This is a genomic window from Bradyrhizobium macuxiense (genome assembly GCF_007993935.1).
GTDB lineage: Bacteria > Pseudomonadota > Alphaproteobacteria > Rhizobiales > Xanthobacteraceae > Bradyrhizobium > Bradyrhizobium macuxiense_A.
On record NZ_VITY01000019.1, the window covers coordinates 66822 to 91707 of the forward strand.

General features: G+C 64.4%; 18 protein-coding genes. 11 read left to right on the top strand and 7 right to left on the bottom strand.

Annotated features, from left to right (window positions below; genetic code table 11):
• Nucleotides 1-29: 29 nt before the first annotated feature.
• Together FBZ93_RS35930 and FBZ93_RS35935 are read left to right on the top strand one after the other, a co-directional pair.
• Nucleotides 30-1391 (top strand): class-II fumarase/aspartase family protein, encoded by a 1362-nt coding sequence (locus tag FBZ93_RS35930; protein WP_146992218.1) that lies wholly within the window; start codon nt 30-32, stop codon nt 1389-1391.
• Nucleotides 1392-1511: 120 nt separating this feature from the next.
• On the top strand, nt 1512-2768 hold the full coding sequence (locus tag FBZ93_RS35935) for an aminopeptidase (RefSeq protein ID WP_146992132.1): 1257 nt from the start codon (nt 1512-1514) through the stop codon (nt 2766-2768).
• A 205-nt stretch (nt 2769-2973) separates the two neighbouring features.
• Here the strand turns inward: FBZ93_RS35935 and FBZ93_RS35940 are convergent, their stop codons facing one another.
• The 3 genes from FBZ93_RS35940 to FBZ93_RS35950 all read right to left on the bottom strand — a co-directional run bounded on the left by FBZ93_RS35940 (nt 2974) and on the right by FBZ93_RS35950 (nt 6039).
• Nucleotides 2974-3906, bottom strand: a complete 933-nt coding sequence (locus FBZ93_RS35940; RefSeq protein ID WP_146992133.1) for a GNAT family N-acetyltransferase — start codon at nt 3904-3906, stop codon at nt 2974-2976.
• An 11-nt stretch (nt 3907-3917) separates the two neighbouring features.
• Complete coding sequence (locus FBZ93_RS35945) at nt 3918-4967, bottom strand: amidohydrolase family protein (RefSeq protein WP_146992134.1); 1050 nt, start codon at nt 4965-4967, stop codon at nt 3918-3920.
• Nucleotides 4968-5094: 127 nt separating this feature from the next.
• Nucleotides 5095-6039, bottom strand: coding sequence for an EamA family transporter (locus tag FBZ93_RS35950; protein WP_146992135.1), 945 nt, complete (start codon nt 6037-6039; stop codon nt 5095-5097).
• A 90-nt stretch (nt 6040-6129) separates the two neighbouring features.
• Here FBZ93_RS35950 and FBZ93_RS35955 point away from each other — a divergent pair, with 90 nt between their 5' ends.
• Entirely contained in the window at nt 6130-6753 is a 624-nt protein-coding gene (locus FBZ93_RS35955; protein WP_146992136.1) for a CGNR zinc finger domain-containing protein, read from the top strand.
• A gap of 12 nt (nt 6754-6765) precedes the next feature.
• Here FBZ93_RS35955 and FBZ93_RS35960 read toward each other — a convergent pair whose 3' ends face one another.
• On the bottom strand, nt 6766-7581 hold the full coding sequence (locus FBZ93_RS35960; RefSeq protein ID WP_146992137.1) for an MBL fold metallo-hydrolase: 816 nt from the start codon (nt 7579-7581) through the stop codon (nt 6766-6768).
• 174 nt (nt 7582-7755) lie between these two features.
• On the opposite strand from FBZ93_RS35960, the gene FBZ93_RS35965 reads away from it, so the two are divergent.
• Nucleotides 7756-8694: an alpha/beta fold hydrolase gene (locus FBZ93_RS35965; RefSeq protein ID WP_167529374.1), complete on the top strand. Its 939-nt coding sequence runs from the start codon at nt 7756-7758 to the stop codon at nt 8692-8694.
• A gap of 35 nt (nt 8695-8729) precedes the next feature.
• On the opposite strand, the gene FBZ93_RS35970 is transcribed toward FBZ93_RS35965, so the two are convergent.
• Nucleotides 8730-10250 carry a permease gene (locus FBZ93_RS35970; RefSeq protein WP_146992138.1) on the bottom strand — a complete coding sequence of 507 codons (1521 nt, stop codon included), beginning with the start codon at nt 10248-10250 and terminating at the stop codon, nt 8730-8732.
• Nucleotides 10247-10999 carry an ABC transporter ATP-binding protein gene (locus tag FBZ93_RS35975; protein WP_146992139.1) on the bottom strand — a complete coding sequence of 251 codons (753 nt, stop codon included), beginning with the start codon at nt 10997-10999 and terminating at the stop codon, nt 10247-10249. Before FBZ93_RS35975 ends, FBZ93_RS35970 begins: the two co-directional genes overlap by 4 nt.
• A gap of 293 nt (nt 11000-11292) precedes the next feature.
• Here FBZ93_RS35975 and FBZ93_RS35980 point away from each other — a divergent pair, with 293 nt between their 5' ends.
• The 6 genes from FBZ93_RS35980 to FBZ93_RS36005 all read left to right on the top strand — a co-directional run bounded on the left by FBZ93_RS35980 (nt 11293) and on the right by FBZ93_RS36005 (nt 18178).
• Nucleotides 11293-12168, top strand: a complete 876-nt coding sequence (locus FBZ93_RS35980; protein WP_050423026.1) for a branched-chain amino acid ABC transporter permease — start codon at nt 11293-11295, stop codon at nt 12166-12168.
• Between the two features lie 10 nt (nt 12169-12178).
• Nucleotides 12179-13330, top strand: coding sequence for a branched-chain amino acid ABC transporter permease (locus tag FBZ93_RS35985; protein ID WP_146992140.1), 1152 nt, complete (start codon nt 12179-12181; stop codon nt 13328-13330).
• Entirely contained in the window at nt 13327-14085 is a 759-nt protein-coding gene (locus FBZ93_RS35990) for an ABC transporter ATP-binding protein (RefSeq protein ID WP_021080284.1), read from the top strand. Before FBZ93_RS35985 ends, FBZ93_RS35990 begins: the two co-directional genes overlap by 4 nt.
• Before the next feature lie 10 nt (nt 14086-14095).
• Nucleotides 14096-14875, top strand: coding sequence for an ABC transporter ATP-binding protein (locus FBZ93_RS35995; protein WP_050423023.1), 780 nt, complete (start codon nt 14096-14098; stop codon nt 14873-14875).
• 130 nt (nt 14876-15005) lie between these two features.
• Nucleotides 15006-16844 carry an AMP-dependent synthetase/ligase gene (locus tag FBZ93_RS36000; RefSeq protein ID WP_146992141.1) on the top strand — a complete coding sequence of 613 codons (1839 nt, stop codon included), beginning with the start codon at nt 15006-15008 and terminating at the stop codon, nt 16842-16844.
• Between the two features lie 134 nt (nt 16845-16978).
• Entirely contained in the window at nt 16979-18178 is a 1200-nt protein-coding gene (locus tag FBZ93_RS36005) for an ABC transporter substrate-binding protein (RefSeq protein WP_050423022.1), read from the top strand.
• Nucleotides 18179-18333: 155 nt separating this feature from the next.
• Here the strand turns inward: FBZ93_RS36005 and FBZ93_RS36010 are convergent, their stop codons facing one another.
• On the bottom strand, nt 18334-19086 hold the full coding sequence (locus tag FBZ93_RS36010) for a transglutaminase-like cysteine peptidase (protein ID WP_146992142.1): 753 nt from the start codon (nt 19084-19086) through the stop codon (nt 18334-18336).
• Nucleotides 19087-19679: 593 nt separating this feature from the next.
• Between FBZ93_RS36010 and FBZ93_RS36015 the strand changes: the two genes are divergently transcribed.
• Nucleotides 19680-24878, top strand: a complete 5199-nt coding sequence (locus FBZ93_RS36015) for a VCBS domain-containing protein (RefSeq protein WP_167529375.1) — start codon at nt 19680-19682, stop codon at nt 24876-24878.
• Nucleotides 24879-24886: the final 8 nt, after the last annotated feature.

A 24886-nucleotide genomic window follows, 5' to 3' on the forward strand; every position in this document is an offset into this window, starting at 1 on the left:
AACAGGATCTGCCCATGCCTGCCTTCCCGATGTCCGCCTTCCCGACTTCCACCACCGTGCTCGATTCCGTGCTGTTTCGCGACGCCTTCGGCACAAGCGAGATGCGCGAGGTATTTTCCGACCTGCGGCTGATTGCGCGCTATGCCGAGGTCGAAGTCGCGCTGGCGAGGGCCGAAGCCCGCTGCGGCGTGATCCCGGCGCAAGCCGCGGAGGAGATCGCTGCGCGAACCGATGTCGCCGCGTTCGATTTCGATCTGCTCCGGCAGGAGACCGACGTGGTCGGCTACCCGATCCTGCCGCTGGTGCATCAGATGGCGAAGCAGTGCGGCGAGGCCGGCCGCTACGTCCATTGGGGCGCCACCACGCAGGACATCATGGACACCGCCGTGGTGCTGCAACTGCGCGACGGCCTCAAGATCGTCGAGGACGACATCAGCGCGCTGCGCGGCATCCTCGCCGGTCTCTCGAAAAAGTATCGCGACACGCCGATGGCCGGGCGCACCCATCTGCAGCAGGCTCTTCCGGTGACCTTCGGCTACAAGACCGCGATCTGGCTCGCAGCATTCGATCGCCACGCCGAACGGCTCGCGGAGCTGAAGCCGCGCGTGCTGGTCGGCCAGTTCGCAGGCGCCGCCGGCACGCTGGCCTCGCTGGGCGGCAAGGGCTTCGAGGTGCAGAAGGCGCTGTGCGAGGAGCTTCGCCTCGGCGTTCCCGTCTCCACCTGGCACGTCGCGCGCGACGGTCTGGCGGAAGCGGTGAATTTCCTCGCGCTGGTCACGGGCACGCTCGGCAAGATCGCGCTCGACATCATGATCATGGCGTCGACCGAGTTCGCCGAGGTCTATGAGCCGTTCGTGAAGGGACGCGGCGCGTCCTCGACCATGCCGCAGAAGCGCAATCCGATCTCGTCGGAGCTGATGCTCGCGGCCGCCAAAGCGGTGCGCCAGCATGCCGGCCTGATGCTGGATGCGATGGTGCAGGATTTCGAGCGCGCCACCGGGCCGTGGCACGCCGAATGGATGGCGATCCCGGAAAGTTTTGTGCTCACCGCCGGCGCGCTGCACCAGGCCAAATTCGCGCTCGGCGGCCTGATCGTTGACGAGAAGCGGATGGCCGACAATCTCGACATCAGCCGCGGGCTGATCGTCGCCGAAGCCGTGATGATGGGTCTTGCACCCGCGATCGGCCGGCAGGAGGCGCATGACGTGGTCTACGACGCCTGCCGCGCCGCCAACGACAAGGGCCTGACGCTGGCCGAGGCGCTGGCCGCCGATCAGCGCGTCGCGAGCCGGATCGACCGGGCGACGATCGACCGCCTCACCGCGCCGAAAAACTACCTTGGCCTCGCGCCCGAGATGGTCGACCGGGTGCTGGCCTCGGTGAAGCGGTAAAATTCGCGGCAATTGCTCGCCGTCGCGTGATCCTCTGCGGCGGGCAGGAACCTTGCGAATGCGGATCGAATTGGACTACGAATCCTGGAAAATCCCTCAAACGACACGACCGGACGCTTCATGACCGCACATCAACGCAACCTCTCCGCCTCGATCGATCCCGTGAAGCTCGATCGGCTCGCCGAAGTCGCAATCAAGGTCGGGCTGCAGCTGCAACCGGGGCAGGATCTCTTGCTGACGGCGCCCGCCGCGGCGATGCCGCTGGTGCGGCGCGTCGTGGAACATGCCTACAGAGCCGGCGCAGGTCTCGTGACCCCGTTCTTCTCGGATGAAGAGCTGACGCTGGCGCGCTACCGCTACGGCAATGATGCGAGCTTCGATCGTGCCGCGGGCTGGCTCTACGAGGGCATGGCGAAGGCGTTCGGCGCCAACACCGCGCGGCTCGCGATCGTCGGCGACAATCCGATGCTGCTGTCGGGCGAAGACCCGACCAAGGTCGCGCGCGCCAGCAAGGCCAATTCGATTGCCTACCAGCCGGCGCTGGAGAAGATCGTCAATTTCGACACCAACTGGAACATCATCGCCTATCCGAGCACGTCCTGGGCCAAGCAGGTGTTCCCCGATGATGCCGAGGACGTCGCGGTGGCAAAGCTCGCGGATGCGATCTTCTCTGCCTCTCGTGTCGATCAGGACGGCGCCCTCGCCAACTGGGAAAAGCACAACGCGAAACTGCGCGAGCGCACCGAATGGTTGAACGGCCAGCGCTTTCACGCGCTGAAATATTCCGGCCCCGGCATGGACCTTACGATCGGGCTTGCCGACGGCCATGAATGGGAAGGCGGCGCCTCGACCGCCAAGAACGGCATCGTCTGCAACGCCAACATCCCGACCGAGGAGGTCTTCACCACGCCGCACTGCCGCCGCGTCAGCGGCCATGTCGTCTCCTCCAAGCCGCTGTCCTATCAGGGCACGCTGATCGACAATATTTCGGTCAAGTTCGAGGAAGGCCGCATCGTCGAGGCCAAGGCCTCGCGCGGCGAGGAAGTGCTGAAGAAGGTGCTCGACACCGACGAGGGCGCACGCCGCCTCGGCGAAGTCGCGCTGGTGCCGCATTCCTCGCCGATCTCGAAGAGCGGCCTATTGTTCTTCAATACGCTGTTCGACGAGAACGCCGCCTCGCACATCGCGCTCGGCCAGTGCTACTCGAAATGCTTCGTCAACGGCGACAAGCTGACGCCGCAGCAGATCGCCGAGCAGGGCGGCAACAAGAGCCTGATCCACATCGACTGGATGATCGGCTCCGCCCACACCGACATCGATGGCATCCACGCCGACGGCCGCAGCGTGCCGGTGTTCCGCAAGGGCGAGTGGGCGTAACGGCTAACGCTCTTCACCTCGCCCCGCGTGCGGGGAGAGGTCGGATCGCATCGTCAGATGCGATCCGGGTGAGGGGGAGCCTCTGCAATCGCAGCTATCACCGAATACGCGGAGACGGCCCCTCACCCCAACCCTCTCCCCGTAAGAACGGGGCGAGGGAGCGCACTTCCGTCGCCCTCGTTATCGACCCAATCTCATCGCGCTCTTACTGAAACCGCCGCTCCCTCGCAGCGATCAGCTCGCCTCGCCTGGCGCTGAAGCGGCAGGTTTCGTGCTGGGGCTTGAAGCCGAGCCGGCGGTAGATCTTCAGCGCGGGAGCATTGCGGCTCGAGACGTTGAGCCAGCAGGGATGCTCGACCGACACGTCATGCGCGCTGAGCACGCGGTAGACCAGGAGCTGGCCGAGCCCGCGTCCCTGCCGCGCCGGGTCGACGGCGACCGACTCGATCCACATCGAGTTCCGCTCCGGCTCGGTCAGGCAGAAGCCTGACATCTGTCCGTCTTCCGACGCGATCCAGACTTCGGTCTCGGTCAGGACCTGCGCCATCTCCTCCCGCGAGTACAGGCGGAAGGCGGCGTCCGAGGCATAGGCGGCATTGTGGATGCGTGCGACCTCGGCCGCGCAGGCGGTCACGTCGCTGACCTGCTCAATGGTGGCGCGGGCGGCCGCGAGGGTGCGCGCCGGCTGCAACGGCTCGACGCATTTCATCCCGATTTCGGACTCGAGATGAACAAAGCCGAAGGCCGCCACGAACGCCATTCCTGCCGGCCAGTCGCTGCTCGCCAGCGTCTGCACGGTGAGATCCGCGTCGGTGTCGATCGCAAGCACGTCGTCGAATAGCGCGAGGCCGATGCGGCGGCGCCGCAACTCGGGCGCCACGACGATCTTGAGGAACCGGGAATGGTGCGCACCCTGGTCGCGCAACGAGGATTCGGCGAGGCCGACGAGCCGGCCATTCTGCTCGGCGACACGAAAGTCGCGGCCGCCACGGTTCTGCGGCAGCTTCAGGAACTGGTCCCATTGCGGCAGCGTAACAGGGCCCAGCCGCGGTTCCACCGCAGCTGCCTTTGCGTAAAGTTCGACCACCGCTTCTGCATCAGCTTCTCGAAGCGGCCGGATGGTGATGCCGTCATCCATGAGTCGGAAGCTTACCCGATATCGAGCCGATAGACATCCTTTGCCGTCTTCAAGAACAACGCCGTCTTCTCGGCTTCGCTATATTGTGATGCAAGCCGTTTAAAGGTGTTGAAGATCACCTGATAGCTGCACTGTCCCTTGTCAGGTGGGAAGTTGCTTTCGAACATGCAACGGTTCGGCCCGAACGCCTCGATGCATGTCTCTACATAGGGCCGCCAGGCGGCGGCGAGTTCCTCCGACGCGGGCGGCCTCGGGCGGAGGTGGAAGTCATAGCCGAGCAGGCACATCGCCAGCCCGCCGAGCTTGACCACGACGTTCGGGCATCTGGCGATCTCCTGGATCGACGCCTTCCAGACCGGAAAAGTCTCCTCGCGCCTGCCGGCGAAGCGGCCGGTGCCGACCGGGCCGCCGCAATGGTCGAGCACGATTTTGGTGTCGGGAAAGGCGCGGGCGAGATCGGTCAGCTCGCCGATCTGCGGATGGAACAACCAGGCGTCGAAGCTGAGGCCGAGCGGCGCCAGGCACGCGAACCCCCTACGAAAGGTGGAATCGAGCAGAATGCCCTTCGGCCGGTTGGCATACATGTGGGCAACGTTCGGGTCCTCGTCCCAGGCCGAGGAGTGGCGGATGCCGCGGAACCGGCCGTTGCCGGCCGCAATCTCCGCCTCCAGCACCGCCTTGGCCTGGTCGCCGATCAGAAGGTTAACGTGGCTGACGATGCCGGCGCAGATCGCGGCCTTGCCATAGCCGCCGCTCGCCGCCATCGCGGCGACGCCGTTGGCGAACTCGACCTCGCCGACCGGGCGGAACGCCTCCGGCCCGTCGGCGCGATACATCGACCGGCAGTCGACATAGACGGTCGCCACGATGTTGTGGCCGGAGGCGATGTCGTCGCGCATCTCCTCGATCAGATAGCGCAGGCCGCCGCGATCCCAGAGATGGTGGTGCGGGTCGACGATCGGCCTGTCGGGATCGATGATCTCCTCGGTGTATTGGGCGAGCCAGTCTTCGCGCGGATTGGCATAAAGCCCGCTGGCTGAGGCGGGCAGAGTGCTGGCCATGGATGGTGCTCCCTGTTCTTGCTTCTTGTCGGCCGCCGATACGATGTCGGCTGCTGGAGGATAACGAGGGGAGCAAGCGTGCGTCAAACCGCTGTCTGCGAACACAACTACGCATCTTCGCATACCGTCAACTCGATCGCAGTGCCGATCGCGCACAGATCGTCGACCGGGCTGGCTTCGCGGGTGACGGCGACGCCAGCTCGGCGCGCCAGGTGATGATGACCGAGGCGATGACAAGAAACGCGCCGAGCAGCATCGTGACGGAAAATGGTTCGCCCAGCACCAGTGTCCCGAGCAGCACGGCGATGATCGGATTGACGAAAATGTAGGTCGAGACCATGAACGTCGACACATGGTCGAGCAGCCAGCGAAACGCCGTGAAACCGATGACGCTGCCGGCGATGGCGAGATAGATCACGGCTGCGAGCGAGGACGCCGAAACGCTTCGCGGCGAGAAGCCATCCAACTCGCCGGACCCAAGACTGATCGCAAGCAGGACGGCGCCGCCGATCGACAGCTGCAAGCCGGACGACAATATTGGCGAGTCATGATCCGATGTCCGGCGCGACAGCACCGTGCCCACCGCCCAAGAGAACGCCGCGCCGAGCAGCAGCAGGATGGGAATGACGTTGAAGTGACCTTGTCCCGCGGACTGCCAGGCCACGATTGCCACGCCGGCAAGGCCGGGCAGCAACGCGGCCAGCGTCAACGCCTTGGGGCGCCGGCCCTGCGGAAACAGGAAATCAATAAGCAACACCCAGAACGGAATCGTGGCCAGCACGATTGCGGCGATGCCGGACGGGACCGATTGCTGGGCATGGGCGAGAACGCCGTGACAGCCGACGAAGAACAGCACGCCGCAGAGCGATGCAGTCAGCCAGTTCCGTCGCGGTACGTGCATGACTTCCGCCCCGTTGAGCGCGATCAGGATCACGCCGCCGCCGAGCGAACGAAGGCCCATCAGCAGGAACGGGGGTATCGTCTTCAGGCCGAGCGCGATCGCCAGATAGGTGGAACCCCAAAGCAGATAGATGGCGCCGAATGCGCCGACCATCAAAAGACGCTTGGACATGGCAGGCTCCGGGACTAGATTCTAACCGTTTAACAGGTTGTGAAATCCAACCAAGTAAAGGGTTATACGTTCCAGAGGAGCCGCCGGATCATGTCACGTGTTCCTTCGCCGGAAACGCTGGCTCGGGAAGAGCTCAGTATCCAGTTCGTGAATACCGTCGCATGGCGCCTGCGCGACCAGGCTGAGGATCGGATCGCCAGCCCTGATTCCGCGCTGAAATGGCTCGCCGACGCCGAACTGGCAGATCGCCGGATGGTCGCGCAACTCAGGGCGCGATGGAAATCCGCACCACGTGAGGCGGATGCGTTTCTGAATGCCGCGCACGGCCTGCGCGAGGCGCTGTACAGGATTTTTGTCGCCCGCATCGAAGGCGGCCGGATCGATCCGGCCGCGTTGGCCGATCTCAACCGATGGCTCGGAAGTGCATCAGGCAGTGTCGCGCTCGGACCTGTCGGCGACACCCTGCGCTGGCTGCCGACAGCCGAGAAAGTTGCCCCCGAGGCGCTGCTCAAGCCGATCGCATGGTCGGCCGCGAGCCTTCTCACCGGGCCCCGTGCGCGGAGGGTGAAGCAGTGTCAGGATGAGCGGGGCTGCGGCTGGTTGTTCGTCGACGAAAGCCGCACCCAGAACCGGCGATGGTGCTCGATGGGTGATTGCGGCAATCTCGCCAAATCGCGTCGGCACTACCAGCGCACGCAGGTGGCGGCCGAATGATGGCGTGGAGCTTTACACGCCGTCGAGGATGATCACGGTCGGCGTCGCCGGCAGCGTGTCGCGCGAAATCCTTAAAGTTCGCTCGCCGCCGCGGCGATCGATCTCGAACTGCTGGCCGATCAGGCGCATGAACTCGTCGAGCGGGGTCGCGAAACGGTGCATCGGCAGCACCACCGAGGCGCGCAAGCGTTTGGTGATCTCGGAGATGCCGTCGAGCGACATCGTATAGGTGCCGTCGATCGGCACCATCACGATGTCGAGCCGGCCGATCGCGGCGAACTGGCTGTCGTCGAGCCTGACGTGGAGGTGGCCGAGATGGCCGATGCAGAGGCCGGCGACCTCGAAGATGAAGATCGAATTGCCGTCCTTGATCATCTCGCCGCCGGAGTCTTCGCCCCAGTAGCGGCGGATATCCGTGGTGACGTTGCGGATATAGACGTCGCCGATCCGCTCCGCGTAATGCGCGGCCTGGCCGTTCTCGCCCCAGCCATGCAGCACATGCGGAATCCGGGGATCTGGAAACAGCGTGTAATGCGTCGCGTGGGCCCGGTTCATCGTTGCGACGTCGGGCAATCGCCCGGTCTGATAGACGCCGTTGTAGTCGGTCGCGATCCGGATGCCGCCGGGCGTGTCGATGTAATAGGTCGAGTGACCGGCATAGGTGATCGCGACCTCATCCACTTTGGCCGCGACGCGCCGGTAGCTCACCGGGGTGGCGCGCGGCGGCGCATGGGCCATCGCCAGGCACTCGCTGCGTTGAGCGTCCTGTGCGACGGCGTGACTGGTCAGCGTTCCCAGCAAGACGAGCGCGGCGAGCAATCTCAGCATGAGCTGTTCCGTCTGCGGCAATATCCGCCGGAGTCAGACTAGCGCGCAATCGGCGTGCCGTCATGATGAGGCCGGCGCATCGCTCCACGGCGCTGGCTGCAATACGATCCGGGCGATTATTCAGCAGGCAAGCGCTATCATGCCGCACAGATCACAGCGATCAGGGAGTTCTGCGTGACCGATAATACCCCCGCGCCGCGCGCATCATCGACCAAGCGGCTCGAGCCGTTGCGCCATGTCGACGCAGGCGTGCTCGACATCGCCTATTACGAGGCAGGCCCGGCCGACGGACCGGCCGTGCTGCTGATGCACGGCTTCCCCTACGACATCCACGCCTATGTGGACGTCGCGCCCAAGCTGGCGGCGCAGGGCTGCCGGGTCATCGTGCCCTATCTGCGCGGCTACGGGCCAACGGTCTTCCGCGACAAGGCGACGCCGCGTTCGGGCGAGCAGGCGGCGATCGCGGCCGACATGATGGCGCTGTTGGATGCGCTCGGCATCAAGCGCGCGGTGTTCGCCGGCTATGATTGGGGCGGTCGTGCCGCTTCGATCGGCGCGGCGCTATGGCCGGAACGGTGCATTGGCCTCGTCTGCACCAACGGCTACATGATCCAGGACATCGCGCACGCCATGGTGCCGGCTCGGCCGGAGCGCGAGGTGCCGCTCTGGTATCAGTATTACTTCCAGCTCGAGCGGGGACGCGCCGGGCTTGCCGCCGACCGGCGCGGCATCGCGCGGATCCTGTGGTCGCAATGGTCGCCCACCTGGGCGTTCGATGAGGCCTGCTTCGAGCGCACCGCCGCCGCATTCGACAATCCCGATTATGTCGATGTGGTGATCCACAGTTATCGCCATCGCTACGGCGTCGTCGAAGGGGACCCGCAATACGCGGACATACAGCGGCGGCTCGACGCATTGCCGGTGATTGCGGTCCCCACCATCACGCTCGACGGCGCCGATGACGGGGTGACGGCTGCCACCGACGGCAGTGCCAGCGCCGCCAGGTACACCGCCCGCCGCGCCTATCGTGTGATCCCGCGCGCCGGTCACAACCTGCCGCAGGAGCAGCCGGAAGCCTTCGCCGCCGCGGTGATGGAGGTGATGAAGGCGTAACGCGGTGTCAGGCCTGGCGTATCAGACTTGGCATGTCAGGCTTGGCGCGGGCTGATCTTCCAGGCGATGGCGAGCGTCAGCAGCGTGAGAATGCCGCTGACCAGCGCCGCCACCGGGATTGTCAGGGCCAGCGCCGCGGTTGCGGCCCAGCCGATCGAGGAGAAGGCTTCCGCGAAGGTAGCGATGCGGGAGGAGGTCTGGCGCCGGCGGAACTGGCTGCGCTTGGCCTGCGCGCGGAACCAGAGCTGGACCGCGGCGGCGGATGCGGTCGCGATGATGATCGCGATCGCCGTCACCGCGGCCTGCTGCGGCGAGGCGAATGTGAGTGCCAGCACCAGCGGCGCGAACACGGTGGCGATGGCAATCAGGACGACCTCGATCTTGGCGCGCGTCACGCGTGATGGCGGCAGCGGTGCGGTCGCGACCAGATCGGGCGCGTCCTCGCCCGAGATGGTCAGCCATGCGAGCCCGCCGGCGAGCTGGCCCGCGGCCATGACGATGACAGGCGTAATCAGCACGATCGCGGTCGACGTGCCGGAGAAGCTTCGCCACAGCATCAGCGCCGGCGGCAACAGATAGAGCATCTGCATCAGGCTCTGCGACAGCAGCCACGGATCGCGGCGCAACAGCAGGAATTCCTTGCGGCGCAGCGCCTGCTGCCGCGAGCCGGACCGGAATGCGCGGGCCCGTCCTTGCGTGACCGCCGCCGGATTGGCGGCAACGCTTGCAACCGTGTCGGCAAATCGCGGCGCGAACACCGCCATCACGACGCCAAGCAGCACGAGGCTTGCCGCGAGCAGCAGCATCATGATCTCGACATCGCCGAGCGATGCGCGCGCCGGCCACCACAGCGGGCTGTCGGGCGCGGGAGCAATTCGGGCCGCGGTATCCGAGGTCAGAAAGGCAAAGCGCGACAGCGTGCCGTAGGACAGCACGGCGACGACCTGCAGGGCGATGACGAAGCCGGCGCCGATGACGGCGGAGACGATCTGCGCCACCAGCCGCGTCCGGCTCGGCCCGATCACGCGAAACAGGAACGCGGTGACGGCGATCGCCGCGGCAGCCGCCGACAGCCCGATCGCAAGCACGACGCCGAAACCGGCGAGCCAGCGCGCGCCGCCGAGATACACCAGTACGTCGATGAACGGCGTCGACAGCAAGAGCGCCATGCTGCTCACCGTCAGCGCGATCGCGGCGATCCGGATCGAGAAGATGTTGGTGAGCTTGGCCGGCGACGACATGATCAAATCGAGATCGGCGCGGGCATAGAACACGCGCGTCACCGACTCGATCGCCTGCGAGAGCATCAGCGCCCAGGACAGGAAGATCGTCGCGGTCAGCACGATCAGCGAGGACGGATCGAGCGGAAACCGCAAGTCGACATAGCGGGCGACCACGGCATAGGCCGGCAGATGCAAGATCGCCGCGAAGACCAACAGGCCGATGACGGCGCGATTGCGCCGGCGCCGGCCGCCGGTCATCATCGCCAGCCATTCCCGCCATGCCAGGCGGAATTCGTGGCGGACGAACCAGGTGAGATGGGCGGTCGAGCTCACGCGGCCGCCGCTTCGGTGTCGACCAGCGCGATGAACATGTCCTCGAGGGTGGTGTCGTTGCGGCCGTTCTGCTCGCGCAGCTCGTTGAGCGTGCCCTCGGCGATCAGCCTGCCGGACGCGATCACGCCGATCCGGTCGGCCATGCGCTCGGCGACCTCGAGAATATGCGTGGTCATGATCACGGTGCAGCCGGTGCGGACGCGCTCCTGCAACAGCCCCTTGACGTGACGCGCCGACAGCGCGTCGAGGCCGGTCAGCGGTTCGTCGAGAATGATCAGGCGCGGATCGTGTACCAGCGCGCCGGCGAGCGCCACCTTCTGGCGCATGCCCTTGGAGAAACCCTCGCAGCGCTCATTGAGATGCGGCTCGAGCCCGAGCGAGATCAGGAGATTGCGGGCCGACTTCTCCGATGCGCGGGGATCGATGCCCCACAGGCCGGCGACGAATTCGAGATATTCCAGCGGCGTCAGCTTGTCGTAGATCATCGGCTCGTCGGACACCCAGGCCATGATCTGCTTGGCGGCGACCGGATCGGCCAGCGCATCGATGCCGAGGATCGACACCGAGCCGGCATCGGGCCGCAACAGCCCGGCCACCATGCGCAGCGTCGTGGTCTTGCCGGCGCCGTTCGGACCGAGCAGCGCATAGAACTCGCCGACCCGGATGGTGAGATCGAGCGCGTCGACCGCCGGGCGGTCAAAACGCTTGGTTAACCCTCGCAGGGCCAGTGCGGACAGTTGCGACGTCATGATGTGGTGGCGATCCGGGAGTTCGCTCGTCGGTTGCGTGACCTTGGACAAAAACCGTTTCGGTGCAGTGAATCGCACGGGGCAAATCGAACGCGATATCCGTATTAGTCCGTGCTGCGGCATATCTCCGTAAATGTGATGATACAGCCGGATCAGCGGTTTGTTGACAGGGATCGGGCGTTTTGGCTCAATCCGGGCGGACATAGGCGGCTTTCAGCGCTTCCGACACAAGGGCGTGAAGGCGGGATGCAACGAGCGATCGACAAGAATCGCCGGGCATCGGGGAGGGAACGATGCTGGACTTCGTTCAGCAGCTCGTCAGCGGCATCGCGCTCGGCTGCGTTTACGGCCTGATCGCGCTCGGCTTCGTGCTGGTCTACAAGGCAACCGAGGTCGTCAATTTCGCGCAAGGCGATTTGATGATGCTGGGCGGCTTTTTCGCCTTCACATTCATTGGCATGCTCGGGCTGAATTACTGGGTCGGCTTCGCCGGCGCGGTGATTTGCATGGCGCTGTTCGGCATGCTGGCCGAGCGGGTCGTGGTACGGCCGATCCTCGGCTATCCGCAGTTCTCCATCATCATGGCGACGATCGGGCTCGGCTATTTCCTGCGCTCGGTCGCCGGCATGATCTGGGGCACCGACGATTTCAAGATCGAGACGCCGTTCAGCCAGGGCGTGCTGCGGATCGGCAGCCTGGTGCTCGCCTATGACAAGTTGTCGGTGATCGCGGCGACCATCATCCTATGCGCGCTGCTCTACCTGTTCTTCAACCGCACCACGCTCGGCACCGCGATGCGCGCCAGCTCCGAGAACATGCTGGCTGCCTATTACATGGGCATCCCGGTCAAGCGCGTGGTCTCGATCGTCTGGGCGATCTCGGCCGCGGTGGCGACCTGCGCCGGCGTACTGCTGGCTCCGATCACCTTCATCCATTCCAATGTCGGCCTGGTGCTGGGGCTGAAGGCGTTTCCGGCCGCCGTGCTCGGTGGCTTCGGCTCGATCCCCGGCGCGGTGGTCGGCGGCGTCCTGATCGGCGTGATCGAGAGCATGGCCGGCTTCTATCTGCCGCAGGGATGGAAGGACGTCGCGCCCTACATCGTGCTGCTCGCCGTGCTGCTGCTCAAGCCCGAGGGCCTGTTCGGCCTTCACGTCCGTAAAAAGGTCTGAGGAGCGACGCATGCGGTTTCTCTTCAAGACCGATTATGAAGACGACATCAGGCTGTTTCCGCATTCCGGCTACGTCTATTCCTACGGCCTGCTGCTCGCGGTGCTGCTGATCGCGCCCTACGTGCTGTCAAGCTACCTGATGAGCCAGCTCGTCTTCGTCTGCATCTATGCAACCGTCGGCGTCGGGCTGATGATCCTGACCGGCTTCACCGGACAGGCCTCGCTCGGCCATGCCGCGTTTCTGGCGATCGGCGCCTACACCGCGGCCTATCTGCAGCAATTCAACGTACCGTTTCCGGTCTACTTCCTCGCCGCGGGGCTGTTGACCGGCGTGGTCGGCGCGCTGGTCGGATTTCCGGCGCTGCGGCTGCAGGGCATTTATCTCGTGATCGCGACGATCTCGTTTGCCTTCATCGTCGAGGAGATCATGGCGCGCTGGGAGAGCGTGACCAACGGCAACGAGGGCATGCGGGTCAAGGCCATGCAACTGCTCGGTACCACGGTGTCGCGCGATGGCCCGACGTTCTATTATCTCTGTCTTGCGGTGCTGGTGCTGACCATCGTCGGCACGCTCAACCTGCTGCGCTCACCGACCGGACGCGCCTTTGTCGCGATCCGAGACAGCGAGACAGCGGCGCGCAGCATGGGTATCAATGTCGCGCTCTACAAGGTGAAGTCGTTCGCGATCTCGGCTGGTATCACCGGCTTTGCGGGCGTGCTGTTCGCGCACAAGCTCTCATTCATCTCGCCGGAGATGTTCACGCTGCAGCTCTCGATCGAGTTCATCATCGTGATCCTGATCGGCGGCACGTTCAGCCTGCACGGCGCGGTGCTGGGCGCGATCTTCCTGGTCATGATCGATCCGTTCCTGACCTACCTGAAGGACGACATGCCCGGCGTGATCGCAGGCGCCGCGGCAACGCTCGGCGCCGGCACCGAGCGCGCCGGCCACATCCAGGATGCGGTCGCGGCCTTTGCCTCCGCCAACGGGCTGAAGGGCGCGATCTACGGCGTCATCATCGTGGTGTTCGTGCTCTTTGAACCTCTGGGACTCTATGGCCGCTGGCTCAAGATCAAGCTCTTCTTCCAGCTGTTCCCGCTCTACAAGCGCGCGACCTTCAAGCGGCAGAAGATCTACGTGAAATCGGAGCGGAACAGATGAGCTATTTCCGCGCCGAGAACCTGTCGCTGCATTTCGGTGGCCTCAAAGCGGTCGATGCCGTCAGCTTCGCGGTCGAGAAGGGCGAGATCCTCTCGATCATCGGGCCGAACGGCGCCGGCAAGAGCTCGATCTTCAACCTGATCTCGCGGATCTATCCGCCGACCTCGGGCAGGATCTTCTTCGAGGACCAGGACATCACCCAGCAGCCGGCCTACGACATCGCCAAGCTCGGCATCGCGCGCACCTTTCAGAACATCGAGCTGTTCGAGAATGCGACCGTGCTGAGCAACCTGCTGGTCGGTCGCCACCGCCATTCCACCACCCGGCTCTGGCAGGAGCTGCTGTTCCTACCGAGCGTGCGCGCCGGCGAGAAGGCGCATCGCCGTCGGGTCGAGCAGGTGATCGAATTTCTCGATCTCGAGCCCTACCGCGACAAGCTGATCTCGGGCCTGCCTTACGGGGTGCGCAAGGTGATCGAGCTGGCGCGGGCGCTGTGCTCGGAGCCGAAGCTGATCCTGCTCGACGAGCCGTCGTCCGGCCTCAATGTCGAGGAGACCGACGACATGTCGTTCTGGATCCGCGACATGAAGAGCGAGCTCGGCATCACCGTCCTGATGGTCGAGCATGACATGACGCTGGTCAACCGCGTCTCCGACCGCGTGATCGCGCTGAACTACGGCCGCGTGCTGGCGATGGGCTCGCCGTCCGAGGTGCAGCACCATCCCGACGTCGTCGCAGCCTATCTCGGCGCATGAGGATGATGCCATGAGCACATCGGACATCATCCTCAAGCTTTCCAACATCGAGAGCTATTACGGGCCGATCATGGCGATCCGCGGCATCAGCCTCGAGGTGCCGCGCGGCCAGATCGTGACGCTGCTCGGCGCCAACGGCGCCGGCAAGACCACGGTGCTGAAGACGATCTCCGGAATCCTCGATCCGCAGAAGGGCTCGATCGAATTCCTCGGCAAGCCGATCCAGCGCATGGAGGCCGACCGGATCGTGCGGCTCGGCCTCAGCCATGTGCCGGAAGGACGCGAAGTGTTTCCGTTCCTGTCGGTGCGCGAGAACCTGATGATGGGCGCCTATCTGCGCAAGGACCGCGACGGTGTGGCGCAGGACCTCGAGCGCGTCTACGGCTATTTTCCCCGGCTGAAGGAGCGGCTCGGCCAGCCGGCCGGACAGCTTTCGGGCGGCGAGCAGCAGATGCTGGCGATCGGGCGCGCGCTGATGAACCGGCCGACGCTGCTGCTGCTGGACGAGCCGTCGCTTGGGCTGTCGCCGATCCTGGTGAAGGAGATCTTCACCATCATCCGCCGCGTCAATGAGGAGCAGGGCATGTCGATCCTGCTGGTCGAGCAGAATGCCAAGATCGCGCTGGAGACGGCGCATTACGGCTATGTGCTGGAGATCGGCCGCGTCGTCATGAACGACACCTGTGAGCGGCTGCTCAATTCACCCGATATCCAGGAGTTCTATCTCGGCGCCAAGGAAGCCGGCGCGCGGGGTGAGCGGCGCTGGAAGAAAAAGAAGACCTGGCGTTAGGGAAGACTTGGCGCTGACTAAAGTTGGTTTGGCACTGAGAGCGAGTTGGAGCTAGATTTCGGGCCTGTTTCGCCAACAAGACCGGCACCCGAGCCGGCGCGCGAAGCAGGCGGCAGAGGAGGGAGCGCGCATGGCAGGACCAGCGGTGCTGACGGTCGCCGACACGATCGCGAGGAGCTTTCTGCTCGCGGTGCAAACGCGTGGCGACAGGCCCGCGATCCGCGAGAAGAAGTTCGGCATCTGGCAACCGACCAGCTGGCGCGAATGGCTGCAGATCTCCAAGGACATCGCCTTCGCCCTGCATGCGATCGGCTTCCGCCCCGGCGACGTCGCCTCGATTATCGCCAACGCGGTGCCGGAATGGGTCTATGCCGACATGGGCATCCTGTGCGCCGGCGGCGTGTCCTCCGGCATCTATCCGACCGATTCGGCGGCGCAGGTCGAATACCTCGTCAACGATTCCCGCACCCGGGTGATCTTCGTCGAGGACGAGGAGCAGCTCGACAAGGTGCTGACCTGCCGGTCGCGCTGTCCGACCTTGGAAAAGGTCGTCGTGTTCGACATGGAGGGGCTCAGCGGCTTCTCCGATCCGATGGTGCTGTCGCTCGCCGAATTCACCGCGCTCGGCCGCAATCATGCGCAGGGTAACGATGCCCTGTGGGATGAAATGACCGGCAGCCGCACCGCCTCCGATCTCGCGATCCTGGTCTATACGTCGGGCACCACGGGCCCGCCCAAGGGCGCGATGCACTCCAACCGCAGCGTGACGCACCAGATGCGCCACGCCAACGATCTCTACCCCTCGACCGACAGCGAGGAGCGGCTGGTGTTCCTGCCGCTCTGCCACGTCGCCGAGCGGGTCGGCGGCTACTACATCTCGCTCGCGCTGGGCTCGGTGATGAATTTTGCCGAGAGCCCGGAGACGGTGCCGGACAATCTGCGCGAGGTGCAGCCGACCGCGTTCCTCGCAGTGCCGCGGATCTGGGAGAAGTTCTATTCCGGCATCACCATCGCGCTGAAGGATGCGACCCCGTTCCAGAACTGGATGTATGCCCGCGCGCTCGCAATCGGCAACCGGATGACCGAGTGCCGGCTGGAGGGCGAGACGCCGCCGCTGTCGCTGCGGCTAGCCAACCACGCGGCCTACTGGCTGGTGTTCCGCAACATCCGCCGCATGCTCGGGCTCGACCGTTGTCGGATCGCATTGACCGGCGCGGCGCCGATCTCGCCGGATCTGATCCGCTGGTATCTCGCGCTCGGCATCGACATGCGCGAGGTCTACGGCCAGACCGAGAATTGCGGTGTCGCGACCATGATGCCGGCGGACCGCATCAAGCTCGGCTCGGTCGGCAAGGCCGCGCCCTGGGGCGAGGTGATGATCTGCCCGAAGGGCGAGATCCTGATCAAGGGCGACTTCCTGTTCATGGGCTATCTCAACCAGCCGGAGAAGACCGCCGAGACGATCGACGCGAAGGGCTGGCTGCACACCGGCGACGTCGGCGCGATCGACAATGAAGGCTATGTCAAGATCACCGACCGGATGAAGGACATCATCATCACCTCAGGCGGCAAGAACATCACGCCGTCGGAGATCGAGAACCAGCTCAAATTCTCGCCCTATGTTTCCGATGCGGTCGTGATCGGCGACAAGCGGCCGTACCTCACCTGCCTGATCATGATCGATCAGGAGAATGTCGAGAAGTACGCCCAGGACCAGGACATCCCCTTCACCAACTATGCGAGCCTGTGCCGTGCCCGCGAGATCCAGGACCTGATTCAGCGCGAGGTCGAGGCGGTCAACGCCAAGTTCGCGCGCGTCGAAACCATCAAGAAATTCTATTTGATCGAACGCCAGCTCACGCCCGAGGACGAGGAGCTGACGCCGACCATGAAGCTGAAGCGCAGTTTCGTGAACAAGCGCTACGCGGCCGAGATCGACGCCATGTATGGCGAACGGGCGGTGGCTTAGAGCATGATCCGGAAAAGTGTGAAGCGGTTTTCCGAATAGATCATGCTCAGGGAGAGAGCCGACAAGAGATTGGCGAAGGAGCGAGCAGGCCCGACCCTTCGCTCAACATGGGCCATGTTAAGGAGGAGACTGCAATGTCGAAATCGCTGAAGGCGCTGGGCCTTGCGGTGAGCGCGCTGGCGCTGACCTGTCTGCCGGCCGCAGCCCAGACCAAGGTCACCAATGAAGGCATCTCGCCGACCGAGATCGTGATCGGAACGCATCAGGATTTGTCCGGCCCGATCAAGGTCTGGGGCGTTCCGGTGTCGAACGGCATGAAGATGGCGGTTGAGGAGATCAATGCCAGCGGCGGCATCAACGGCCGCAAGATCAAGATGATCCTGGAGGACAATGGCTACGACCCGAAGAAGGCCGTGCTGGCCTCGCAGAAGATGGTCGAGCGCGACAAGGTCTTCGCGATGATCGGTCCGATGGGCTCGCCGACCGTGCTCGCTGCGCAGGACATCCTGTTCGACGCCGGCGTGCTGCAGCTGTTCCCGCTGACCGCGGCCGAATTCACCTTCAAGTTCGATCCCGCCAAGCCGCAGGAGCGGCTGAAGTTCAACAACCTGTTGCCCTATGTCGAGAGCACGCGCGCCGCGCTCAAATACATGATGGACTGGAAGAACTTCAAGAAGCCCTGCATCATGCACCAGGACGACGAGTACGGTAAGAACGTGCTCGATGGCTTCAATCAGCAGCTCGCTGCGATGAAGGTGCAGCCCGCCTCGATCACGAGCTACAAGCGCGGCGCCTCCGATTTCTCGGCGCAGGTCGCCAAGATGAAGGCGGACGGCTGCGATCTCGTCGTGCTCGGCACCGTGATCCGCGAGACCATCGGCGCGATGAACGAAGCCAGGAAGCTCGGCTGGGATGTGACCTTCCTCGGCGCCACGCCGACCAACGTGCTCGAGGTGCCGGCGCTCGGCAAGGAAGCCGTCGAGGGCCTCTATGCAGCGTCAGGCTTCGAGATTCCGTACGAAGACACAGCCAAGGGCAAGGTGAAGGACTGGCTGGTCAACTACAAGAAGATGTTCAACTCTGATGCCAACACCCAGGCGATCATCGGCTACAACGCGGTGATGACGTTTGCCTTCTACGCCCAGAAGGCGGGCAAGGATCTCACCGGCCAGAAGATGCTCGATGCGCTGGAGTCAGGCGACAAGTTCCTCGATATCTTCAGCTCGCCGCCGACCAAGTTCTCCAAGACGGATCATCTCGCCAACACCATCACCCAGGTGCAGCAGGTCAAGGGCGGTCGCTGGGTTCTGGTGAAGGACAATCTGATGTTCTGAGGTCTTGGCTCAGACCTCAGCCACCGTCATTGCGAGCGCAGCGAAGCAATCCATAGTCCCACAAGCGGAAGCATGGATTGCTTCGTCGCTTCGCTCCTCGCAATGACGGTCGGTGGTATCTGTGGCTCGCGCCGCAGACGGCGGACCAATGTCTCTTAATGCACCCGCGCGGCCGGCCGCCACGCGGCCTCGCTGACGCGCGGCGCATCGACATAACGGCTGACGCCGTTCTGGTCGATCACGAAGGTCGGCCGGAAACTCCTGATGTCGGCGTCCTCGATCATCGCCATGCGGCGGTTGTCGAGTGTCAGCCAGTGGCCGTCGAGCCGCGCCGCGACCACCGCATGGTCCTCGCCGGCCAGCAGGTCGTGCATGACCACGATACGTAAATCCTCCGGCGCGACGCCGGCCTTGGCGAGTGCCACGAACTTGGCGATCGCATAGTCCTCGCAATCGCCGCTGCCGCGCGCGAAGGTGGCGAGCGGCGTGGCCCAGACGTCGGGCTCGCCGTAAGTCGCAAGATCGCTGCCCGGGCGGATCGCCAGATTGATGGCGCGGTTGATCTCGCCGAGCCGGGCGCGGCCGTTGCGCGCGCGACCGGCATCGACGATTGCCAGGAATCGCAGCGCCTCGGGCGACGCACACCCCGCGCGGTCGCTCTCGCAGGCTGCGAGTTGCATCAATTCGTCGGCAAGCTGGCGCTGCACGCCGAGCCATTTGTCGTGCAGGCCGCCACTCGTGAGCAGGCTGGTCGCGAGGCCGAACGGTTCGGTTGACTGTCTGAGCAGGGTCGCCGGGCCGGGCGACAGCAGCGAGGCGGCATTAAGCTCGGCAATTGGCGCCGCCAGAACCAGGCCGAAGCCCAACATGACGGAGCGCAGCGCAAACGAGCGAAGCGAGAATCCCATGTGACACCCCCTGTCCGCTCATCGGCGGGTGGACACTACACCGCACACGCGACCGGATCGTTTCATGCCGCGAGCATGACCAGCGATCCCTTCGAATCGACTTAAGATGTGGGGAAACCGGGCCGGACGCTAAAGGGCGCGTGGTCCGGGTCCCGAAAACTTTACCGGTTTGTGAAACGAACCGGCGAACCTTTTTCCACCGCGAAACGCCTCATCCTTGCCTACTGGTTAACCCAGCCAGTCCGCGCACGGGATAGCTGCGATTGTAAGCCAAGTCACAGCATTAGCCGGAAAAATCGGGTCAAATGCCCTCTCGGGGCTGCGGGGAAATAAAGGCAAGTACAGAAATGCCAGTCAATACCACGAATACGTGGCTCACTACCCATCTTGGCTCAAATCCCATCTCATGGTACCGTCAGGTAAGTTCGGAATACACGACTCATGTGAGAGTGAGCCAAGTCACACCCGCTCAAACGGCGCGACCAGAGCACCTTGCGAAAGCAAAGGATGGTTTCGCCAAGCTTTATCCGATGATATGCAGGCGTAATCATTCGGATATTTTACCAATATTAACCCTCGTGCGGTGATCCGCAGTGAACTTTGTCGGGAAATTCGACGGCCATTTGCCGAGCGCGGACGCTTATGCCCGCGGATCGGTATACGTCGAAAGCGTTACCTCGAATGCTCCGCCTAGCGCGATCACGGTCGACGACGGGCAATTGCTGTTCACCGGCGACTTCAAACGGACCGGGCTCGATCTCGTCATCTCGAAGGACGATCGGGAGCTCGTCCTGCACGACTATTTCAAGGGCGAGAAACGCGCGGCGCTGGCGTCGCCTGATGGCGCCCATCTCACCGGCGAGCTCGTCAACGCCCTCACCGGCTACACCCAATATGCGCAGGCGGGCGGCGCGGCCGAGCCGGCCAAGGTCATCGGCCATGTCACCAAGCTGACGGGCAGCGCCACCGCCGTCCGCAACGGCGTCGCTGTTGTCCTGAACCAGGGTGACAACGTCAACAAGGGCGACGTGGTCCAGTCGGGCAGCGACTCGACGCTCGGCATCACCTTCATCGACGGCACGGTGTTCGGTCTCGGACCGAACGCCAAGATGGTGCTGAACGAGATGATCTACGACCCGAACGGGTCGAGCAATTCGTCGTTGATGAGCCTCGTCTCGGGCACCATCTCGTTCGTCGCCGGCGCCACCGCCAAGCATGGCGACATGAAGGTCGACACGCCGGTCGCGACCATGGGCATCCGCGGCACCGCTGTACTGGTCGAGATCGATTTCGACGTGCAGGGCTCGGGCGGCGTGCCGCCGGCCAAATTCCAGGTGCTGGTCGAGCCCGACGGCAGCACCGGCTCCTACATCCTGTTCGACAAGACGACGCTCAATCCGATCGCAACCGTCGATCAGGCCGGCACCCAGACCATCGTCAACGGCCAGGGCAGCGTCAGCTTCGTGTCGTCGGCGCAATTGTCGACCGATGCGCAGAAGCTGATCTCCGACGTCTTCGCGCTGAAGTTCACCGACAACAACAATCCCAACACCAAGCTCACGACGAACTTCACGGACAGCGTCGTCCCGGTCACGACCAGCCTCAAATTCGCGACCGGCGACGTGATCCTGCCGACAAGCTTCCTGCTGGCCCTGACCGGCAATGCCGGGCCACAGGCCCCTTCCGCGAAGCCCGACCACGCTCCCGGTGCGCCGCATGTCGTGACCCAGAATGCTTCGTTCACCGAACTGGCCGGGCTGACCCATAGCGCGCTGCCCGACACGGTGACCGGCCAGATCACCTGGACGGACGTCAATCTCGGCGACAAGCCCAGCGCGGTGGTCAGCTTCAGCACGTTCAGCTTCCACGACGCCAGCGGCAAGGACGTGACCTCGCAGCTGACGGCAGTGGAACAGGCGGCCATCAAGGCGGTCGAGGTCCCGTTGCTGCTCGAGTCCGATCCGAATAACACCAACGTCGGTTCGGCGACCTGGACCTACAGCCTTGCCGACGGCGCCTTCGACTTCCTGGCCGCCGGCGAAACGCTGACGCTGACCTATGTTGCGCGTGTCGATAACAATTATGCGCCGAGCAACGAGACCGCGTTCAAGACCTTCACGATCACGATCACCGGCACCAACGACACGCCGGTCGTGACGTCCGCGGCGCAGGCCGGTTCGATCACCGAGCTGCCATGGACGACGAATTCGGCCGCGCCGGATACCACGCACGGCACGGTCACGTTCACCGATGCGGATCTGACCGACACGCACACGGTCACCATCACCGGCGTCACCGCGGAGGGCTACACCGGCGGACTGACCAACCACGCCACCGTGTTGAGCTGGCTGTCGCTCGGCGCGCTCACCGATTCGACCGATGGCGTGACGGGATCGCGTTCCTGGACGTTCTCGGCGGCCGACAAGAGTTTCGATTATCTCGCCGTGGGCGAGACGCTGACGCTGACCTACACGATCCAGATCAACGACCAGCATGGCGGCGTCGTCACGGTCCCGGTCACGATCACGATCGTCGGCACGGATGACATGCCGGTGATCACGTCGCCGACCCAGGCCGCCGCCATCACCGAAGTCCCGGAGACGACCGGCTCGGTGAACCACGATACCGCGTCAGGCACGGTGACCTTCACCGACGTCGATCTCAGCGACACCCACAGCGTCACCGTGGCCGGCGTCACCGAAACAGGCGTCACCACGGGGCTGCCTGATCAGGCGACCATCCTGAGTTGGCTGTCGCTCGGCGCGCTGTCGGATTCGACCGGCGGCGTGGCCGGATCCAATGTCTGGACGTTCTCGGCTGCGGACAAGAGTTTCGATTATCTCGCCGCGGGCGAGACGCTGACGCTGACCTATACGATCCAGGTCGACGACCATCATGGCGGCGTCGTCACCCAGCCCGTCACGATCACCATCACGGGCACCAACGACGTCCCGACATTCACCGCCGAGCCCCAGACCACCACCATCGCCGAGCAACCCGACACGACGGGTTCATCCAAGCCGGACGTGGCCCAGGGCGTGGTGGGCTTTGCCGACGTCGATCTCAGCGACACCCACACCGTGTCCATCACAGGTGTGACCGAGTCCGGGACGACCACGGGCCTGCCCGAGAACGAGTCCACGATCCTGAACTGGCTCTCGCTGGGGACGCTGACGGATTCGACCGGCCACGTGACCGGGTCGCAGGCCTGGACCTTCTCGGCCGCGGACCAGAATTTCGACTACCTCGCCGCCGGCGAGACGCTGACGCTGACCTACACGATCCAGGTCGACGATCATCACGGCGGTGTGGTCAGCCAGCCGGTGACGATCACGGTCACCGGCAGCAATGATGTGCCGACGGTCACGTCGGAGGCGCAGACGGCTACCATCGCCGAGCAGCCCGACACCACGGGTTCGTCCAAGCCGGACAGCGCATCGGGCACTGTGACCTTCACCGATGTGGACCTCAGCGACACCCACACGATGACCATCACCGGCGTCGCCGAAGCCGGAGCGACCGCGGGCCTGCCCGAGGACCAGTCCACCATCCTGAACTGGCTGTCGCTGGGGACGCTGACGGATTCGACCGGCGGGCTGACCGGATCGCAGGCCTGGACCTTCTCGGCCGCAGACCAGAATTTCGACTATCTCGCCCTCGGCGAGACGCTGACGCTGACCTACACGATCCAGCTCGACGATCATCATGGCGGCGTGGCCAACACGCCGGTGACGATCACGATCCACGGCGCCAACGACGCGCCGACGCTCGCCGACGTCAATGCCGGCACGCTCACCGACACCGCCGCCTATGACACGTTCAGCCCGCTGACCGGCACGCTGCACGGCCATGACGTCGACGACGGGGAGACGGCAACGCTGACCTATGCCGCCCTCAATTCCGACCACGCGGCGGTCACGCAGATCTCGGGTCTCTACGGCCTGCTGACTGTCAACCCGGACGGCACCTACAGCTATGTTCCCGACGCTGCCGCGATCAACGCGCTGGCCAAGGGGACGTACGCGGACACGTTCACCGTCGAGACGATCGATGCGCATGGCGCTGTCGGAACGGCGACGCTGACGGTCGACGTCATCGGCGCCAACGACACCCCGACGCTGGCCTTCCACCCGACCTATCTCAATTTCGACGGCAGCACGACGGCTGTCGGCGCGGTCGCGACGACGCATGTCGGCAACGGCTCGGACGGCGTCACGCTTGCCGGTTGGGTGGATTGGAACGGCAACGGCAATGCCGGCGATTCCCAGCTTCTGTTCTACAACGGAAGCACGTCCGACGCCGGGCTCGGCGTTAACGGCGTGGTCACCGCCGACGGCCTGCTGGACCTGCAGATTCAAAACGGCGGCATCGCAGGCATCGATACCGGAATCACCATAGCGCGCGGCGCGTGGCACCATATCGCGCTGACCCACGTCAACGGCGACCTCACGCTCTATGTCGACGGTACCGCCGAATTCACCACCCACGCGAACGTCAACAGCGTTCCGGGTTCTCATACCGACTTCACCTTGATCGGCGGCGTCTCCTCGGAGAACGGCAGCAGCTTTGCGGCGGAGGGTTTCACAGGTGCCATCGCCGATGTGAGCGTGTGGAATTCGGCGCTGACGCCGTCGCAGATCCAGGCACTCGAATCCACGATGCTGTCGGGCAATGAGAGCGGCCTTGCGGCGTATTTCCCGCTGAACGATGGCAGCGGCACCAATGCAGCCGACCTGGTCGGCAGCGCCGGCAATCTGACGGTTCATGGCAATCCCGCCTGGGTGGTGAACGGCGACGCCAGCTGGCCCGCCACCGGTCTTTCCACCGCGGCAGGCACGGCGCTTTCGATCACAGGTCTGAATGTCTCCGATGTCGATGCCGGCAGCACCGAGCAGGTGACGCTGAATGTCGGCCACGGCGCGCTCGCGCTCGCAAACGCTGCCGGAGTCGTGGTCTCTGCAAACGGCGCCGACGGCACGCTGACGTTCAACGGCACGGTGGCCGCGGTTGACGCGGCGTTGGCGGGCGGGGTGGTCTACACGCCGTCGTCGGGCTACCACGGCGCCGATTCCCTGCACGTTTCGGCGACCGATCAGGGCGCGTTGACCGCCACGATGGATCTCGCGATCAATGTGACCCCGACGTCGCCGCTGGAGATTCATACCGACAATCTGGTCGTGACCGGCAATGGATCGGGTGGAGAGACCATCTCCGGCCTGACGGTGACCGACGCGGGCGCCGGCGCCGACGAGACCTTCACGCTGACGGCCCAGACCGCTGGCTCGGGCAGCAGCACGGTGACGCCGCTGTCCGCGGGCGGGTATCTGACCCAGGTCAACGGTGTTCTTGCTTCCGGCCTCAGCTACAGCGATGGCGGAGAGCCTCTAGCGACCGACGTCGTGACCGTCTCTGTCGCCGACGCCCAGGGCGCGAGCGATACGGTCAACCTGATCTTCAACGTCCAGCAAAATCCGACCGCGCCGGTGACCCTGACGAGCACTGTCGGAAAGGACGTGCTGTTCGGGACGGCGGGTTATCAGGACCAGTTTGTGTTCGCGCCGAACTTCAACCACGACACGATCCTGAACTTCAAGCCTGGCCTCGACCACATCGACCTCACCGCGGTGGTGTCGACCAGTAGCGTCGATACCTGGATCAGCCAGCACGTTGCGCAGTCGCCGACCAATGCGGCCGATACGCTGATCACGATCGACAGCGCCGACACCATTACGCTTCGCAACATCAGTCCCGCGGCGCTCGGCCACAACGATTTCCTGCTTCACGTGACGTGACGGCTATC

Coding starts and splice junctions, on each gene's coding strand:
- FBZ93_RS35950 (WP_146992135.1), bottom strand. CDS start 6,039: ATGTCCAAGCGTCTTTTGATGGTCGGCGCATTCGGCGCCATCTATCTG.
- FBZ93_RS35935 (WP_146992132.1), top strand. CDS start 1,512: ATGACCGCACATCAACGCAACCTCTCCGCCTCGATCGATCCCGTGAAG.
- FBZ93_RS35990 (WP_021080284.1), top strand. CDS start 13,327: ATGAGCTATTTCCGCGCCGAGAACCTGTCGCTGCATTTCGGTGGCCTC.
- FBZ93_RS35980 (WP_050423026.1), top strand. CDS start 11,293: ATGCTGGACTTCGTTCAGCAGCTCGTCAGCGGCATCGCGCTCGGCTGC.
- FBZ93_RS35985 (WP_146992140.1), top strand. CDS start 12,179: ATGCGGTTTCTCTTCAAGACCGATTATGAAGACGACATCAGGCTGTTT.
- FBZ93_RS35955 (WP_146992136.1), top strand. CDS start 6,130: ATGTCACGTGTTCCTTCGCCGGAAACGCTGGCTCGGGAAGAGCTCAGT.
- FBZ93_RS36005 (WP_050423022.1), top strand. CDS start 16,979: ATGTCGAAATCGCTGAAGGCGCTGGGCCTTGCGGTGAGCGCGCTGGCG.
- FBZ93_RS35960 (WP_146992137.1), bottom strand. CDS start 7,581: ATGCTGAGATTGCTCGCCGCGCTCGTCTTGCTGGGAACGCTGACCAGT.
- FBZ93_RS36010 (WP_146992142.1), bottom strand. CDS start 19,086: ATGGGATTCTCGCTTCGCTCGTTTGCGCTGCGCTCCGTCATGTTGGGC.
- FBZ93_RS35930 (WP_146992218.1), top strand. CDS start 30: ATGTCCGCCTTCCCGACTTCCACCACCGTGCTCGATTCCGTGCTGTTT.
- FBZ93_RS35975 (WP_146992139.1), bottom strand. CDS start 10,999: ATGACGTCGCAACTGTCCGCACTGGCCCTGCGAGGGTTAACCAAGCGT.
- FBZ93_RS35940 (WP_146992133.1), bottom strand. CDS start 3,906: ATGGATGACGGCATCACCATCCGGCCGCTTCGAGAAGCTGATGCAGAA.
- FBZ93_RS35995 (WP_050423023.1), top strand. CDS start 14,096: ATGAGCACATCGGACATCATCCTCAAGCTTTCCAACATCGAGAGCTAT.
- FBZ93_RS36000 (WP_146992141.1), top strand. CDS start 15,006: ATGGCAGGACCAGCGGTGCTGACGGTCGCCGACACGATCGCGAGGAGC.
- FBZ93_RS35945 (WP_146992134.1), bottom strand. CDS start 4,967: ATGGCCAGCACTCTGCCCGCCTCAGCCAGCGGGCTTTATGCCAATCCG.